Origin of the sequence: Bradyrhizobium sp. CCGUVB14, from assembly GCF_024199935.1 — a bacterium.
Lineage (GTDB): Bacteria > Pseudomonadota > Alphaproteobacteria > Rhizobiales > Xanthobacteraceae > Bradyrhizobium.
The window spans coordinates 9,570,959-9,585,844 of sequence record NZ_JANADS010000001.1; the positions used below are offsets into that span (position 1 = coordinate 9,570,959).

General features: G+C 64.2%; 15 protein-coding genes. 10 read left to right on the forward strand and 5 right to left on the reverse strand.

Annotated elements, in window-relative coordinates; all coding sequences use genetic code 11:
- Positions 1–183: 183 nt before the first annotated feature.
- Entirely contained in the window at positions 184–1,323 is a 1,140-nt protein-coding gene (locus NLM32_RS44825) for an acyl-CoA dehydrogenase family protein (RefSeq protein ID WP_254135563.1), read from the reverse strand.
- Between the two features lie 147 nt (positions 1,324–1,470).
- Positions 1,471–2,670, reverse strand: coding sequence for an acyl-CoA dehydrogenase family protein (locus tag NLM32_RS44830; protein WP_254135016.1), 1,200 nt, complete (start codon positions 2,668–2,670; stop codon positions 1,471–1,473).
- 132 nt (positions 2,671–2,802) lie between these two features.
- Here NLM32_RS44830 and NLM32_RS44835 point away from each other — a divergent pair, with 132 nt between their 5' ends.
- Entirely contained in the window at positions 2,803–3,348 is a 546-nt protein-coding gene (locus NLM32_RS44835; RefSeq protein WP_254135017.1) for a carboxymuconolactone decarboxylase family protein, read from the forward strand.
- A gap of 91 nt (positions 3,349–3,439) precedes the next feature.
- The gene (locus tag NLM32_RS44840; RefSeq protein WP_254135018.1) at positions 3,440–3,934 is read left to right on the forward strand and encodes a VOC family protein; all 495 of its coding nucleotides are present in this window, start codon (positions 3,440–3,442) and stop codon (positions 3,932–3,934) included.
- A 92-nt stretch (positions 3,935–4,026) separates the two neighbouring features.
- Here the strand turns inward: NLM32_RS44840 and NLM32_RS44845 are convergent, their stop codons facing one another.
- On the reverse strand, positions 4,027–5,265 hold the full coding sequence (locus NLM32_RS44845; protein ID WP_254135019.1) for an MFS transporter: 1,239 nt from the start codon (positions 5,263–5,265) through the stop codon (positions 4,027–4,029).
- 183 nt (positions 5,266–5,448) lie between these two features.
- Complete coding sequence (locus NLM32_RS44850; RefSeq protein WP_254135020.1) at positions 5,449–6,696, reverse strand: MFS transporter; 1,248 nt, start codon at positions 6,694–6,696, stop codon at positions 5,449–5,451.
- 187 nt (positions 6,697–6,883) lie between these two features.
- On the opposite strand from NLM32_RS44850, the gene NLM32_RS44855 reads away from it, so the two are divergent.
- The gene (locus NLM32_RS44855) at positions 6,884–8,959 is read left to right on the forward strand and encodes a prolyl oligopeptidase family protein (RefSeq protein WP_254135021.1); all 2,076 of its coding nucleotides are present in this window, start codon (positions 6,884–6,886) and stop codon (positions 8,957–8,959) included.
- Between the two features lie 241 nt (positions 8,960–9,200).
- Here the strand turns inward: NLM32_RS44855 and NLM32_RS44860 are convergent, their stop codons facing one another.
- On the reverse strand, positions 9,201–9,875 hold the full coding sequence (locus tag NLM32_RS44860) for a DUF938 domain-containing protein (protein ID WP_254135022.1): 675 nt from the start codon (positions 9,873–9,875) through the stop codon (positions 9,201–9,203).
- Between the two features lie 225 nt (positions 9,876–10,100).
- Here NLM32_RS44860 and soxX point away from each other — a divergent pair, with 225 nt between their 5' ends.
- The 7 genes from soxX to NLM32_RS44895 are packed head-to-tail and all read left to right on the forward strand — an operon-like array spanning position 10,101 to position 14,751.
- Positions 10,101–10,457 (forward strand): sulfur oxidation c-type cytochrome SoxX, encoded by a 357-nt coding sequence (gene soxX, locus NLM32_RS44865; protein WP_254135023.1) that lies wholly within the window; start codon positions 10,101–10,103, stop codon positions 10,455–10,457.
- 51 nt (positions 10,458–10,508) lie between these two features.
- The gene (gene soxY, locus NLM32_RS44870) at positions 10,509–10,994 is read left to right on the forward strand and encodes a thiosulfate oxidation carrier protein SoxY (protein ID WP_254135024.1); all 486 of its coding nucleotides are present in this window, start codon (positions 10,509–10,511) and stop codon (positions 10,992–10,994) included.
- A gap of 19 nt (positions 10,995–11,013) precedes the next feature.
- Positions 11,014–11,325, forward strand: coding sequence for a thiosulfate oxidation carrier complex protein SoxZ (gene soxZ, locus NLM32_RS44875; RefSeq protein WP_254135025.1), 312 nt, complete (start codon positions 11,014–11,016; stop codon positions 11,323–11,325).
- Positions 11,325–12,188 (forward strand): sulfur oxidation c-type cytochrome SoxA, encoded by an 864-nt coding sequence (soxA, locus tag NLM32_RS44880; RefSeq protein WP_254135026.1) that lies wholly within the window; start codon positions 11,325–11,327, stop codon positions 12,186–12,188. The genes soxZ and soxA overlap by 1 nt, the downstream gene beginning before the upstream one ends.
- A complete protein-coding gene (locus tag NLM32_RS44885) occupies positions 12,185–12,490 on the forward strand; it encodes a hypothetical protein (protein ID WP_254135027.1) in 306 nt (101 codons plus the stop codon). The genes soxA and NLM32_RS44885 overlap by 4 nt, the downstream gene beginning before the upstream one ends.
- A 54-nt stretch (positions 12,491–12,544) precedes the next feature.
- On the forward strand, positions 12,545–14,290 hold the full coding sequence (gene soxB, locus NLM32_RS44890; protein ID WP_254135028.1) for a thiosulfohydrolase SoxB: 1,746 nt from the start codon (positions 12,545–12,547) through the stop codon (positions 14,288–14,290).
- 5 nt (positions 14,291–14,295) lie between these two features.
- Complete coding sequence (locus NLM32_RS44895; protein ID WP_375143620.1) at positions 14,296–14,751, forward strand: hypothetical protein; 456 nt, start codon at positions 14,296–14,298, stop codon at positions 14,749–14,751.
- Positions 14,752–14,886 lie beyond the last annotated feature (135 nt).

Sequence of the window (14,886 nt, forward strand, 5' to 3'; positions counted from 1 at the left end):
GGTCTGGTGTCGTCCCGGCGAAGGCCGGGACCCATACCGCGTGATCTATCGATAAGCGCAGGTGACGGTACCACGGGGAGGCTGCTTAACTCCGAGCCTTCGCCAAACTACTCCCTGGGGTTATGGGTCCCGGCGTTCGCCGGGACGACACCTGTATTTGGGCGCCGCAGTGCCCCTTCCCCCTCAATACCCCCGCGCGCGCGCCAGCTGCTCGGTGTGGTAGTTCGCATCGCCGAACAATTCCTCGCACACGCGTGCGCGCTTCATGAAGAAGCCGATGTCGAACTGGTCGGTCATGCCCATGCCGCCATGCATCTGCACGCCTTCCTGCACCGCACGGGTGGCGGTGGTGCCGGCGCGGGCCTTTGCGACGGCAACGGCTGAGGCGGCCTTGGCGACATCTGCATCCAGCGCCTGCAGCGCCTTCATGGTGGCGGCGCGGGTGATCTCGATGTCGACATAGAGCTCGGCGGCGCGGTGCTGCAGCGCCTGGAATTCGCCGATCAGCTTGCCGAATTGCTTGCGGTTCTTCAGGTACTCGACGGTGCGATTGAAGACTTCCTCGCTCAAGCCCACCATTTCGGCGGCGACCGCGCCGCGGCCGATGTCGAGCACACCGTCGAGCAGGGCTGCCCCCTGATCGACCTCGCCGAGCACGCTGTCGGCGTTGACCTCGACATTGGCCAACTCAATCCGCGCCGCGTTGTGCGCGTCGACCATGATGGTGCGCTCGATCGCAACGCCCTTGGCTTTGGGATTGACCAGGAAAAGCGTCAGGCCGTCGCGCTCACCGGCCGCGCCGGCGGTACGTGCAGCAACGATGAAGAGATCCGCGACATGACCATCAACCACCAGCGCCTTGGTGCCGGACAATTTAAAACCGTTGCCGGCGCGCACGGCCTGCAAATTCGTCTGCAGCGGGCGATGCTTCGCGCCCTCGTCGATCGCAAGCGTCGCGAGCAGCGAGCCGTTGGAGATCTTCGGCAGATACTCCGACTTCTGCGCGGCATTGCCGCCGCGGTTCAGCGCCGAGGCCGCGACCACGCTGGTGGCGAGGAACGGCGACGGCATCAGAGTGCGGCCGATCTCCTCCATCACGATGCCGGCTTCCATGACACCGAGGCCGCTGCCGCCGAACTCTTCCGGCACCAGCAGGCCGGCAAAGCCCATCTCGGCGAAGGAATGCCACAGCTCCTTGGAGAAGCCGGTGGGATCCTTGCTATCGCGCAAGCCGCGCAGGTGCGACACCGGCGCCTTATCGCTGATCAGCCCGCGCGCGCTGTCGCGGAGCATTGATTGTTCTTCGGTGAGGACGAGGGCCATGACGGGCTCCAACAGAATTATTGTTCGTTTGAATTCAATGGTGACCCTCATGGTGAGGAGGCGCGCTAGCGCCGTCTCGAACCATGAAGGCCGTGGCCATCCTTCGAGACGCGGCCTTGCGGCCGCTCCTCAGGATGAGGACCTTCCCTAGGCCCCCGGCAAATCCAGGATGCGCTTGGCGACGATGCCGAGCATGACCTCGGACGTGCCGCCCTCGATCGAGTTGGCCTTGGTACGCAGCCAGGCGCGCGGACGGGCGCCCTGCCGCGAGCGCTCGCTCTCCCATTCCAGCGCATCGACGCCGCCGGCCGACATCAGGATCTCGTAGCGGCGCTTGTTGAGCTCGGTGCCGTAATATTTCATCGCCGACGAGAACGCCGGATGCGCCTGGCCGGCCTTGGCGAGATCGACCGCGCGCTCGGCGCAGGCCGCAAGCGCGGCCTCATCGACGTCGAACGTCGCGATCCGGCCGCGCAGCATGGAATCATCGAGCTTGCCTTGCGCATCGGAGCCGACGGAATCCGCGGCGATCTGGCCGAGCGGACGGCCGACGCCGCGCTCGCCCATGCCGGAGATCATCGCGCGCTCGTGCTGGAGCAGATATTTTGCGACGTCCCAGCCGCGGTTGACGGTGCCGACCACGTGCGACTTCGGCACACGGACGCCGTCGAAGAAGGTTTCGCAGAACGGCGAATAGCCGGAGATCAGGAGGATCGGCTTGGTCGTCACGCCCTTCGAGGTCATGTCGAACAGGATGAAGCTGATGCCATCGTGTTTCTTCGCAGCCGAATCGGTGCGCACCAGGCAGAAGATCCAGTCGGCGTAGTTGGCGTAGGACGTCCAGATCTTCGATCCGGTGATGACGAAATCATCGCCATCGCTCTCGGCGCGGGTCTGCAGCGAGGCAAGATCGGAGCCGGCGTTCGGCTCGGAATAGCCCTGGCACCAGCGGATCAGGCCCGCCGCGATCTTCGGCAGGTGCTCTTTCTTCTGCGCCTCGTTGCCATACTTGAGCAGCGCAGGCCCGAGCATCCAGATGCCGAAGCTCGACAGCGGCGGGCGCGCGCCGATTCTTCCCATCTCGGAACGGAGCACCTTGTGCTCGGCAGCACTGAGGCCGCCACCGCCATACTCCTTCGGCCAATCCGGCACGGTCCAGCCCTTGTCGCGCATGCGCTCGAACCAGATGCGCTGCGGCTCGGACGAGAACTTTGCGTTGCGTCCGCCCCAGAACACGTCGGTGTCCGCCGTCGCGGGCTTGCGCATCTCCGGCGGGCAGTTTGCTTCCAGCCAGGCGCGCGTCTCGCTGCGGAATTGTTCGAGATCAGCCGTCTCAGATTCGCTCATGGTCGTTTCCATCAATCACAACTTGTTGGCGGCGACTCTGGGCCATCGCACTGCGGAATTCAACCACTTCCGTTGAGCGCATCGGCTATAGTCGCAACCGCGACGGTGCTTGAAAACAAAGAGGAAACGCGAATGCGCCTGAAACTTCTTTCGCCTGGCGAAATGAGCGAGAGCCAGCGGCAGACCTATGACGAGTCGATTGCCGGCAAACGCGGCAAGCCGCCGGCGCCGATGATGGCCTGGCTCAACAGCCCCGACATGGCCCGTCACGCCACGCGGCTCGGCGAAGTCCTGCGCTACGACACGATCTTCCCGGCAAAGCTTTCGGAGATCGCGATCCTGGTGACGGCGCGGCACTGGACCGCGCATTACGAATGGTATGCGCACAAGCGCCTCGCGCTCGCCGGCGGTATGAATCCCAAGATCATCGACGCGATCCGTGACCGCCGCACCCCCGAGTTCGACGACCCCAAGGGCAAGATGATCTACGATCTCGCGAAATCGCTGCATGAGGGCCACGGCGTCGAGAAGGGGCTCTATGACGAGGCCGTTGCGCTGCTGAGCGAACGCGGCGTCGTCGAGGTGATCGGTCTCTGCGGCTACTACACGATGGTGTCGATGACGCTGAACACGTTCGAGTTCGAGTTGCCGGAGGGCGAGGTGCCCGAGCTGTCCTAGGTTTCACGTATGGAAACGCTGCGTTTCGGGATCGGCCAGTAGCGCTGTCCCGAAGCCCGGCATAAGTGGGGTTCAGTCACGGAGCAGCCACATGTCGCAATCATCACCCGTCGCCGCCGGCACCAGGATCGGCCACGTCCATCTCAAGGTCGCCGATCTCGATCGCGCGCTCGGCTTCTACTGCGGCGTGCTCGGCTTCGAGCTGATGCAGCGCATGGGCTCGGGCGCAGCCTTCATCTCGGCCGGCGGCTACCATCACCACATCGGGCTCAACACCTGGGAGAGCAAGGGCGGCTCACCGCCGCCGCCGGGCACGACCGGGCTGTTTCACACTGCGATCCTCTATCCGACGCGGCCGGCGCTGGCAGACGCGCTGCACCGGGTGCTGACGGCCGGCATTGCGCTGGACGGCGCCAGCGACCACGGCGTGAGCGAGGCGCTGTATCTGCGCGACCCCGACGAGAACGGCGTGGAACTGTATTGGGACAAGCCGCGAGAGCAATGGCCGTTCGGGCCGGATGGGAAGCTCGCGATGTTTACCAAGCGGCTCGACGTTGAGGGATTGCTGAAGCAGCGAGAGGCGTAGGTCTCGTAGGGTGGGCAAAGCGAAGCGTGCCCACGGACTCTTGCTGACTCATCGAGAAATCGTGGGCACGGCGCGGTGCGCCTTTGCCCACCCTACGAGAGTTTTGATCTTGGCTTGCCCCGCACCATGATCAACGCGGCCGCGGCCACCTCCAGCGCGATACAGAGATAGAACGGCAGCGCGTAGCCGCCGGACCAATCGCGCAGAAAGCCGACCACGCCAGGACCGAACGCGTACGTCACCTGGTTGATCGCGGTGTTGAGGCTGATCAGCACGCCGAACGAGGCGCCGTCGAACTCCTGCTGCACGATCAGCGACGGCAGCGTGATGAGATTGCCGACGGAGAAGCCGAACACCGCGCAGGCCGCGATCAGCACGTAATCATTGTGCAGATTGATCACGACGCACAGTGCGGCGGCCTGGCTGAGGAACGACAGTGCCGAGGCGAGGCGCTGGTTGAGGCGGTCGATCACCATCGAGAACAGCACGCGGCCGATCACCGCCATCGCGGTGAGAACCGCAACGGCTACGGCGGCCCGCTCGCGCCCGATCACGGGATCGAGGAACGAGATCAGGTGCACGATGAAGCCGACCTGCGCGAACAGCACCAGCGCGAACGCAATCGTCACGGTGAGGAAGCCGACATCGCGCAGCGCGCGCGAGCGGATCTCCGCCGAGGATTGCGGTTTTGCTGTCGCCGCCCCATGCCAGCCATGGAGATCGGGCGGCCGGCCGACGACCAGCAGGATCACCGGCACGAGCAGCACCAGCATGGCGCCGGAGGTGGCAAACATCGCGCTGGCGAAGCCGATATGGCTGATCATCATCACCAGCAGCGGCACGCCGACGATACCGCCGAAACTGGCGCCGTTCAGGGCCAGGCTGATCGCCATGCCGCGCTTCTGGTCGAACCAGAGACTGATGGTGTTGGTGATCATGGCGAGGCTGGTGCCGGCCCAGCCGAAGGCGAGCACGGCATCCGCGAGATAAAGCTGCCAGGGCTCGCGCACCGCGCCGATCGCGACGCCGGCCGCCGCCATCGCCAGCGTTCCGGCGATGAGACTGATGCGCGGGCCATATTTCCGGACGGCTTCGCCGACGAAGACGACCAGCAGCGCGCCAAAAAGATAGAAGAACGTCGTGCCCGAAGAGATCAGCGAAGCCGGCCAACCCCGCGCGCGCTGCAGCTCGGCGACATAGACGCTCTGGCCGTAGAAGCCGAGCCCCCAGCCGAAGGTCGCAAGCAGGAAGCAGACGGCGACGATGCGCCAGCCTTCGTAGCGGAGGGAGGATTCGTCGATCGGCGTGGCGTGGTGGGGATTGTCGAGCATTTGCGCTTCTCCTTCGTATCCCCCGCGTTGTGATTTTCTGTCCATGACGACCATCATGTATCGATGCGCGAGCAGAAAATCACTTCGATCGGGATCGAAGTATCAACGTTGCTGACAGCCTCCTGCCACTCTGTTGCGCATGATCTTGTCGGAAAACCGCTGCACACTTTTCCGGATCATGCGTCAGATCGCGTCCGGGAACTCGCCCATGGCCGCATCCAGCTGCGCTTTGCGGCGGCGGGCCCACGACGCCAGCGAGAGCACGGCGAGACCGAGTACGACCGGCGGGAACACCACCATGTTCACGGCGGACCAGCCGTAATTCGCAAGCAGCTGCCCGGAGGAGAACGAGCCGATCGCCATCATCCCGAACACCAGGAAGTCGTTGAAGGCCTGCACCTTGTTGCGCTCCTGCGGACGGTGCGTCTCCAGCACCAAAGCGGAGGCGCCGATGAAGGAGAAATTCCAGCCCACGCCGAGCACGATCAAGGTCGCCCAGAAGTGCATCGCGGTGATGCCGGAGAGACCGATGCCGGCGGCGCCGGCTTCCAGCAGCAGGCCGCAAGCGACGATCTTCGGCGCGCCGAAGCGGGCGATCAGCGCGCCGGTGAAGAAGCTCGGCCCGTACATCGCAACGATGTGCCATTGAATGCCGAAATTGGAATCGGAGAGACTTAAGCCGCACATCTTCATGGCGAGCGGCGCCGAGGTCATCACCAGGTTCATCATGGGATAGGAGATGACGCCGCACAAAGCGGCCGCGATGAAGCGCGGCTGGGTCACGATGGTGAGCAGCGGACGTCCGCCATGCAGATCGGCCGGTGCCGGCTTCGGCATGTCGACGCCGGCGACGATGCCCATCGCAACAAGCGCGACCGCCGCCTGCACCAGGAAGCTGAACGCGAACAGATACGGCGACCAGATGTCCATGGTCCATTGCACGAGCTGCGGACCGAGCACGCCGGCGAATACGCCGCCCGCCATCACCCACGACACGGCTTTCGGTCGATAGGCCGCGCTGGCGCCGTCGGCTGCGGCGAAGCGATAGGATTGCGCCACCGAGCCGTAGAGACCGCCGAGAAAGGTCGCGAGGCAAAACAGCGCGAACGAGGCGTGCAGGATCGCGAACGAACCGATCAGACCGGTGAGCGTGCCGAGACCGGTGCCGATCACAAAAGCCCAGCGGCGGCCGAAGCGGCGCGAGATCGCGCCGGTCGGCAGCGTGCCGGCCGCAAGGCCCACGACGTACATCGAGAGCGGCACGGTCGCGAGCGACATGTCGGGGGCGAGCGTGGCGCCGACGATCGAGCCGGTGGCGAAGATCACGGCCGAATTGGCGCCGGTCAGCGCCTGGGCTGCGGCGAGGCGCACCACGTTGCCACGCACGCGCGCGTCGTCGGCGATCTCATTGGCTGCAGTCACGTCAATCATCGGCATTTCCGCCCAAAAGGCTTGGTGATTCCCGGCACTATGGAGGGGCCGAAAGAGCCGGGCAACCGGCGCAAACGGGCGCAGGCCATGCCTCTGACGCAATCGGCCCGATGATACCCGGCCCACGCTCTTGACGGCTTGCGCTCGATCAAATCCTATCCGCCGCCGATCTCAGGGAGTTTCGTTCATGTCCGTCGACGACAGGCCTACACTCAGCGCTCCCGACGACGATCCCTGGCTCTGGCTGGAGGAGGTCGAGGGCAGCCGCGCGCTCGATTTCGTCGAGCGGCAGAACCGCCTGACGCTGGACCAGTTTGGCGGCGCGGCGTTCGAGCGTGACCGCGATATCCTGGCCGCAATCTATGACCGATCCGACAACATCCCCTATGTCGGCCGCAGCGACGGCCTGCTCTACAACCTCTGGAAAGACGCAACGAACCCGCGCGGCCTGTGGCGGCGAACCACCATGGCGGAGTTTCGCAAGCCCGAGACGTCCTGGGAGACGCTACTCGATATCGACAAACTCGCAGCAGGCGAAGGCGAAGACTGGCTGCTGAACTGGTCGAGCTCGTTGCCCGGCGATGCGCCGCAGACGATCCTGAGCCTGTCGCGCGGCGGCAGCGATGCCGTCACCATGCGCGAGTTCGACCTCAACACGAAGAGCTTCGTTGCCGGTGGCTTCACGCTGCCGGAAGCCAAGGGCAGCGTCGACTGGGTCGATGCCGACACGGTGCTGTTGTCGAGCGCGTATGGCGGCGCGGACATGGCGACGACCTCCGGCTATGCGCGGACGGTGCGGTTGTGGCGGCGCGGCGAGCCGGTCGAAAATGCGCGAGTGGTGTTCGAGACCACGCCGGATCGCATGAGCACCTCCTGCGACGTCGACCGGACCGGTGAGACGCCGCGGTTCTGGTTCATCGACCGGCTCGACTTCTTCAATTTCGACCTCTGGCTCGGCACCGAGACCGGCGCGACCGTCAAGCTCGACCTTCCCTCCGACATCTGGCTGCAGGCTCACCGTGACTGGTTCGCCATCAAGTTGCGCTCGGCCTGGAGCGTCGGCGGCACCACCTACGCTCCAGACAGCGTGCTCGGCATCTCGCTCTCGGCCTTTCTCGCCGGCGATCGCAATTTCGCTATCCTGTTCGAGCCAGGCGCACGCCGCGCGCTGCAGGGATTTTCCTGGGCCGACGGCAAGCTGCTGCTCTCCATTCTCGACGAATTGCGGCCGGTGTTCGAGATCTGCACGCCGTCCGCCTCAGCCTGGAGCCGCGAGATGCTGCGCGGCCTCCCCGACATCGGTGTCGTCGATGTCTGGCGCTTCGATCATCATGAGTCCGAGAGCAATGGCGACCTCCTGGCCAATGTGCAGGACCCGCTGACGCCGCCGTCGCTGATGCTGATCAAGCGCGGCGTCGAAAGCCCGACGGTCCTGAGGCAAGCGCCGAAGACGTTCAACGCCGACGGCCTCGTGGTGACGCAGCACGAGGCCATCTCGGTCGACGGCGAGCGCATTCCCTATGTGCAGACCGGCCCGGCGGGCGAGACCGGCGATGCGCCGGTCTACATGACGGCCTATGGCGGTTTCGGCGTCACGATTCGCCCGGAATACAATTCGTCGCTCGGCAAGCTGTGGCTGGAGCGTGGCGGCACCACGGTGCAGGCCAATCTGCGCGGCGGCGGCGAGTTCGGCACGCGCTGGCACGATGCGGGGCGATACGCTGGCAAGAAGCTGTCGCATGATGATTTCGCGGCCGTTGCCGCCGATCTCGTGCGACGCGGCGTGACGCAGCCGAAACGAATCGCCGCGCAAGGCGGATCGAACGGCGGCATCCTCATCACCAACATGCTGGTGCGATACCCCGAGCGTTTCGGCGCGCTGTTCTGCACCATCCCGCTGATCGACATGCGCCGCTACACAAAGCTGCTCGCGGGCGCGAGCTGGATCGCGGAATATGGCGACCCCGACAAGCCGGAAGAATGGGAGTGGCTGAAGACCTACTCGGCCTATCACAATGCAAAGCCCGGTCAGTCCTATCCGCCGATCCTGATCGCGACGACGCGACGCGACGACCGCGTTCATCCGGGCCATGCGCGCAAGATGGCGGCCAAGCTGCAGGCGATGGGCTATGAGGCCTGGTTCTACGAGCCGGCCGCCGGCGGCCACGGCTACGGCAAGGACAACAAGGAGCGCGCCGGCTTCCAGGTACTCGGCTTTCAGTTTCTGAAGGAGAAGATCGGGTGGCGGGACGGACAGGTGTGAGGGCCGAGCACTCTCGTCGTATCGCGACGTGAGGGACGCACCGCTCTCTCATTCCCTCCCCCCTTGCGGGGGAGGGGCAGGGAGAGGGGTTTACACGGGGACTCTCTCGAAGAGTGCACGCTGTACGATCACAGATGGATAGACCGTTTGCTGGGCTACCCCTCTCCCCCGCCCTCCCCCGCAAGGGGGGAGGGAGCGCACCGCCGTCTTGGCGCAAACCAAGACCTAAGCTGGCAGCGCTTTACGAACGCGCAAACACCAGCGTCAGATTGTTCGCGGGCATCTCGATCGTGTCGATGAGACGAAGCCCAGCAGCCTTCGCCAGCGTCTCGACATCGCCGACGTCGCGCACGCCCCATTCGGGGTTGCCTTCGCGCAAGGAGGTGTCGAACACGGCGTTGCTGAGTGCGGTGTGCTTGCCGTCGCGCTTGAACGGGCCGTAGAGGAACAGCCGGCCATCGGACCGCAAGTAACGGCCGGCGCCGGCGAACAGGCCCTCGGCCACGGTCCAGGGCGCGATGTGGATGACATTGGCGCAGAACACGGCGGCGAGATTGTTCGGCCCCTGCCCGCTCTTCAACTCCGGGCACCAGTCGGGATCGACAAGATCGATCCGCAACGGCGAGCGGACGTTCGACAGGCCCGAATGCACGCGCCAGGCCTCGATACTCTTCACATGGCGCTGATTGAGGTCGCTGGGCCACCAGACGAGCTCAGGCGTATGGCGGGCAAAATGGACCACATGCTGGCCGGTTCCACTGCCGACCTCGACCACGTCGCCCGATCGTCCGGCGAGATGCTTTTCGAGCGCCGCCCAGAGCGGCTCGTGATTGCGATGGAAGGCCGGCGCATCGAGACGGCCGTCGGATTCGACCCTCCCGCCGTCCCTGCCAAATTCAACGACATATTCAGCCAATTGATGTCCCCGGAAAATGAGAAAGCACACGAAAACGCAACAAGGGCCAAACGCCCCCAGCCAGGCGCCGGTTAATGCCGGCTTGATGAACGATTTATCTCTTCAGTTGCAATGCGGAAGATATTAACGGCATTTTGCGCCCTGCATAGTCTTGATTGTCACGGCATGCCCTTTGTGCTTTTGAAACACTATCTTTTGCAGACATATAAGCCTCGGAACGACGCCGTGACCGCCTTTCCTCGCAAGCCCGCCCTGCTCCTCGCGCTGGTCGTCCTCACGGGCCTCGCCGCGCGCCCGGCGTGGGCACAGTCGGCCATCGCCGAGGGCCAAAAACTCGCCTTCGACCGCGGCAAGGGCAATTGCCTGACCTGCCACGTCGTCAAGGGCGGCGATCTGCCGGGCACGATCGGGCCGGAGCTGAAGGACATCAAGTCAAAATACCCCGACCGCAACGAGCTGGTCGCGATCCTGTTCGACGAGACCAAGCGCAATCCGCAGACCATGATGCCGCCGTTCGGCCGCAACCGGCTTTTGACCGATCAGGAGATCAGCGCGATCGTTGATTTCCTGCAGACGCTGTGACGGCGGGCCCAGAAAACCCAGATGAGATTTGAGATGACCAAGAGATTTGAGATGAACACGAACACTGATCCTCATCCGACGCGGCGCCTGATCCTTCAGGGCGCGGCTTGCGTCGCTCTGATCGGCCTCGGCAATCTGCCGTTCGCGCCCGCGCGCGCCGCGGCCAACGACAAATATCCGGAAGAGGCATTCAAGCTGAAGAACGAGGCCGACGCGATCAAGGCGCTCTATGGCAGGACCGCCGAGCCCTCCGACAAGGTCAAGCTCGATGCGCCCGAGATCGCCGAGAATGGCGGCGTGGTGCCGATCTCGGTGACGACGACGCTCGACAAGGTCACGTCGATCGCGTTCTTCGTCGCCGAAAACCCGAATGCACTGGCCGCGTCCTACAAATTTCCCGACGGCACGATCCCCGCCGTCGCCAATCGCCTGAAGATGGCCAAGACCAGCAACGTGACCGCGATCGTGGAAGCCGACGGCAAGCTCTACAGCGCGACCAAGGAAGTGAAGGTCACCGTCGGCGGCTGCGGCGGCTGAGGCGCGAGGGAGAACAATCATGGCATCCAGCATTCGCGTACGCGCAACATCCAACGGCGACATCACCGAGGTGCAGACGCTGATCCAGCACCCGATGGATACCGGCCTGGTGAAGGACGCCAAGGGCGAGTTGATCCCTGCGCATTACATCCAGGAACTGAAGTTCACATGTAACGGCAAGGACGTCTTCGTCGCCGATTGGGGCACCGCGATTTCCAAGGACCCCTACGTCAAGTTCAGCTTCAAGGGCGCCAAGAAGGGCGATGACCTGAAGATCTCCTGGACCGACAACAAGGGTGGGTCCGACCAGACCACCGCGAAGATCGCGTAATGAAGGCCCGCACCGCCCTCCTGCTTGGCTCGTTGAACGCCGCGCTGGTCGCGTTCGCACTCGCCTCTCCGCGCGTGGTTGCCGCCGACAAGGTCGATCCCGTCGCTGACGCCAAGGCGTTCCAGAACTTCTTCTTCCAGAAGTTTCCGAACGTGAAGCACGAGGATTTCGTCAACGGTCCTTATTCCATGAACGAGGACATGAAGCGGCAGTGGCAGGAGAAGGAAGAGTTTCCGCCCTACGAGTTCGCGCTCGACGCCGGCAGGGAGATGTTTGCGACGCCGTTCAAGAACGGCAAGACCTACGGCGACTGCTTCCCGAACCGCGGCATCGGCATTCGCCAGAACTATCCTTATTTCGACACCAAGGAAGGCAAGGTCGTCACGCTGGAGCTCGCGCTCAACCGCTGCCGCGAGGCCAATGGCGAGGCACCCTACTCCTACGTCAAGGACGAGATGGCCTCGCTGACCGCTTATATGGCGGTCACGTCGCGTGGCCAGCTGATGGACATCAAGATCCCAGATGATCCGCGCGCACTGGAAGCGTTCGAGAACGGCAAGCGCTATTTCTACACCCGCCGCGGCCAGATGAACTTCTCCTGCGCGAGCTGCCATGTGCAAAGCCCGGGCGAGCGCATCCGCGCCGAGATCCTGGCGCCGGCGCTGGGCATCCTGAACGCAATGCCGATCTACCGCTCCGAATGGAGCGGCATGGGCACCACCAGCCGACGCTTCATCACCTGCAACAGCCAGACCCGCGCGGTTCCGCTGGAGCCGCAGGCCGATGAATATCGCGACGTCGAATATTTCCTCTCCTACGTCGCGAACGGCCTGCCGATTTCGGGACCGGGAGCGCGGCCATGAAGCGGTCACTTCCCCTCGCCATGTTGCTGGCCCTGAGCTTCGCGCCGATGGCGCGCGCGGCAGACGAGGCAGACTACAAGGCGGCCTATGCTGCCGCGGAGGCTGCGTCCAAGGAGGCAGCCGGCATGCGCAACCAGTGGACCACGACCGTCTCGACGCTGGCGGCCGCCAAGAAGGCGGGCGACGGCGGCGATTTCGACCGCGCCGTGGCCGCAGCAAAAGAGGCTGAAGCGCTGGCGAAAGCATCCGTCTTCCAGGCGACCTCTGAAAAAGAGGCCTGGAAGGCGATGGAAATCCGCTAGACTTGATGACACCGGAACCGTCGAACTGCCGAGAATAGGTGCGGAGAATTGGTGATGGCGATCCGCCGCCGCGATTTCCTGAAGAGCTCAGCCATTGCTGCCGCATCGCTTGCGTTGCCGCGGTTTGCGCGCGGCACCGAAGCCGCGAGCATTTACGACATCGAGCGGTTCGGCAACGCGCGGATCCTCCACCTCACCGACACGCATGCGCAGCTCAACCCGGTCTATTTCCGCGAGCCCAGCGTCAATATCGGCATCGGCGAGATGGCGGGACGGCCGCCGCATCTGGTCGGCCGCGCGTTTCTGGAGCACTTCGGCATCCGGCCCGACAGCGCCGACGCCTATGCTTTCAGCTGTGTCGAGTTCGAGAAGTCCGCCGGACGCTTCGGCAAGCTCGGCGGTTTCGCCCATCTGAAGACGTTGATCGACCGCCTGCGCGGCGATGTCGGCGACAAGCACGCGATGCTGGTCGACGGCGGCGATCTCTGGCAGGGCACCGGCCTTGCCAACGTCATGCAGGGCCGCGACATGGTCGAGGTCGCCAATCTGCTCGGCATCGAGGCGATGACCGGACATTGGGAATTCACCTATGGCGAGCAGGCGTTGCGGGAGAATCTCGAGCACTTCAAGGGCGAGTTTCTGGCACAGAACGTCTTCCTGACCGAGGAAGCGGCGTTCAACGACGCACCTGCCTTCGACAAGGCGACGGGGCGCGCGTTCAAGCCATCGACCATCAAGGAGCTCGGTGGCCATCGCGTGGCGATCATCGGCCAGGCTTTTCCTTACGTGCCGATCGCGCATCCCAAGCGCTTCACGCCGGACTGGACCTTTGGCATCCGCGAGGAAGAGCTGCAGAAGCAGGTCGACAGCTTACGCGGTGCCGACAAGGTCGATGCGGTGATCCTGCTGTCGCATAACGGCATGGACGTCGACCTCAAGCTCGCCAGCCGCGTCACCGGCATCGACGTCATCCTCGGCGGCCACACCCATGATGCCGTGCCGCAGCCGATCGCCGTGAAGAACGCCAGCGGTACGACGCTCGTCACCAATGCCGGCTCCAACGGGAAATTTCTGGGCGTGCTCGATCTCGCGCTCGACAAGGGCAAGGTCAGCGATATCAGGTATCATCTGCTGCCGGTCTATTCCGAGCTGCTGAAGCCCGACCCTGCGATGGCGGAGCTGATCGGAAAGCTGCGCGCGCCGCATGTGACCGACTGGTCGGAGAAGATCGCAACGCCGGATCGCCTGCTCTATCGCCGCGATAATTTCGCTGGTCCCGTCGACGAGCTGATCTGCACCGCGTTGCGCACCGAGCTCGACGCCGAGATCGCGCTGTCGCCGGGCTTCCGCTGGGGCGTCACCGCCTTGTCGGGCCAGCCGATCACCATGGAGGATGTGCTCGCGGAAACCGCGATCACCTATCCCGAGACCTATGTGCAGGAGATGACCGGCGCGCAGATCAAGGACGTGCTGGAGGACATCTGCGACAATCTGTTCAACACCGATCCCTATTACCAGCAAGGCGGCGATATGGTGCGCGCCGGCGGGCTGAGCTACGCCTGCAGCCCCACCAACGCGATCGGCAGCCGCATCTCCGAGCTCAAGCTCACCAATGGCAAGGCGCTCGGTGCCGACCGGCACTACAAGGTCGCCGGCTGGGCTTCGGTCAACGGCCAGCAGGGCGCCCCGGTGTGGGACGTCGTTGGAAAATATCTGCGCTCGGGCCGAATGTTTCAGGAGCGCCTCGGCACCGGCGTCACGCTCAGGGGCGTCGACGGCAATCCAGGCATTGCAGGATAGGCGTGATGCGGCTGCAAATCTTTCGCACAATGCTGCTGGCGCTGCTTGTCCTGGCCGCGCCGACATTGGCTTCAGCGCAACAAGTGCCGCTTCAGGACAAGCCGTTCGCCGAGCACAAGATCGTGCTGCAGCTCTCCGACGGCGACGCGAAGAAGCAGGCGCTGGTGCTGAGCGTCGCCAACAATCTGCTCAGGGCTTACGACCCCGACAAGATCGCGGTGGAGGTCGTCGCCTTCGGTCCCGGCATCGACCTTCTGCTATCCGGCAGCGAGCGCCGCAAGCAGGTCGAGAGCCTGATCGCGCAGGGCGTGCGTTTCGACATCTGCCTCAACACGGTCGATACGATCGAGCGGGAGACGGGCAAGCGGCCGGAGTTCATTCCCGCCGCGACGCCGGTGCAGGTGGGCGTCGGGCAGATCCTGTTTCTGGCGGAGAATGGGTACACGGTGGTGAGGCCGTAGGGGGCTAAACACTCCGCTGTCGTCCCGGCCTAGTGCGCAATTGCGCACTAGGCCGGGACGACAGCGAGTTTTGGAGACCCGCCTGAGACCGTAAGCCGCAATAAAAATCTTCTAAATTTTCTTATTTCAACAGCA

What these genes read in the sequence shown, in the direction of transcription:
- NLM32_RS44850 (WP_254135020.1), bottom strand. Translation starts at nt 6,696, where the DNA reads ATGATTGACGTGACTGCAGCCAATGAGATCGCCGACGACGCGCGCGTG.
- NLM32_RS44885 (WP_254135027.1), top strand. Translation starts at nt 12,185, where the DNA reads ATGAAGCGGTCACTTCCCCTCGCCATGTTGCTGGCCCTGAGCTTCGCG.
- NLM32_RS44840 (WP_254135018.1), top strand. Translation starts at nt 3,440, where the DNA reads ATGTCGCAATCATCACCCGTCGCCGCCGGCACCAGGATCGGCCACGTC.
- NLM32_RS44845 (WP_254135019.1), bottom strand. Translation starts at nt 5,265, where the DNA reads ATGCTCGACAATCCCCACCACGCCACGCCGATCGACGAATCCTCCCTC.
- NLM32_RS44855 (WP_254135021.1), top strand. Translation starts at nt 6,884, where the DNA reads ATGTCCGTCGACGACAGGCCTACACTCAGCGCTCCCGACGACGATCCC.
- soxZ (WP_254135025.1), top strand. Translation starts at nt 11,014, where the DNA reads ATGGCATCCAGCATTCGCGTACGCGCAACATCCAACGGCGACATCACC.
- NLM32_RS44835 (WP_254135017.1), top strand. Translation starts at nt 2,803, where the DNA reads ATGCGCCTGAAACTTCTTTCGCCTGGCGAAATGAGCGAGAGCCAGCGG.
- soxB (WP_254135028.1), top strand. Translation starts at nt 12,545, where the DNA reads ATGGCGATCCGCCGCCGCGATTTCCTGAAGAGCTCAGCCATTGCTGCC.
- NLM32_RS44895 (WP_375143620.1), top strand. Translation starts at nt 14,296, where the DNA reads ATGCGGCTGCAAATCTTTCGCACAATGCTGCTGGCGCTGCTTGTCCTG.
- soxY (WP_254135024.1), top strand. Translation starts at nt 10,509, where the DNA reads ATGAACACGAACACTGATCCTCATCCGACGCGGCGCCTGATCCTTCAG.
- NLM32_RS44825 (WP_254135563.1), bottom strand. Translation starts at nt 1,323, where the DNA reads ATGGCCCTCGTCCTCACCGAAGAACAATCAATGCTCCGCGACAGCGCG.
- soxA (WP_254135026.1), top strand. Translation starts at nt 11,325, where the DNA reads ATGAAGGCCCGCACCGCCCTCCTGCTTGGCTCGTTGAACGCCGCGCTG.
- NLM32_RS44830 (WP_254135016.1), bottom strand. Translation starts at nt 2,670, where the DNA reads ATGAGCGAATCTGAGACGGCTGATCTCGAACAATTCCGCAGCGAGACG.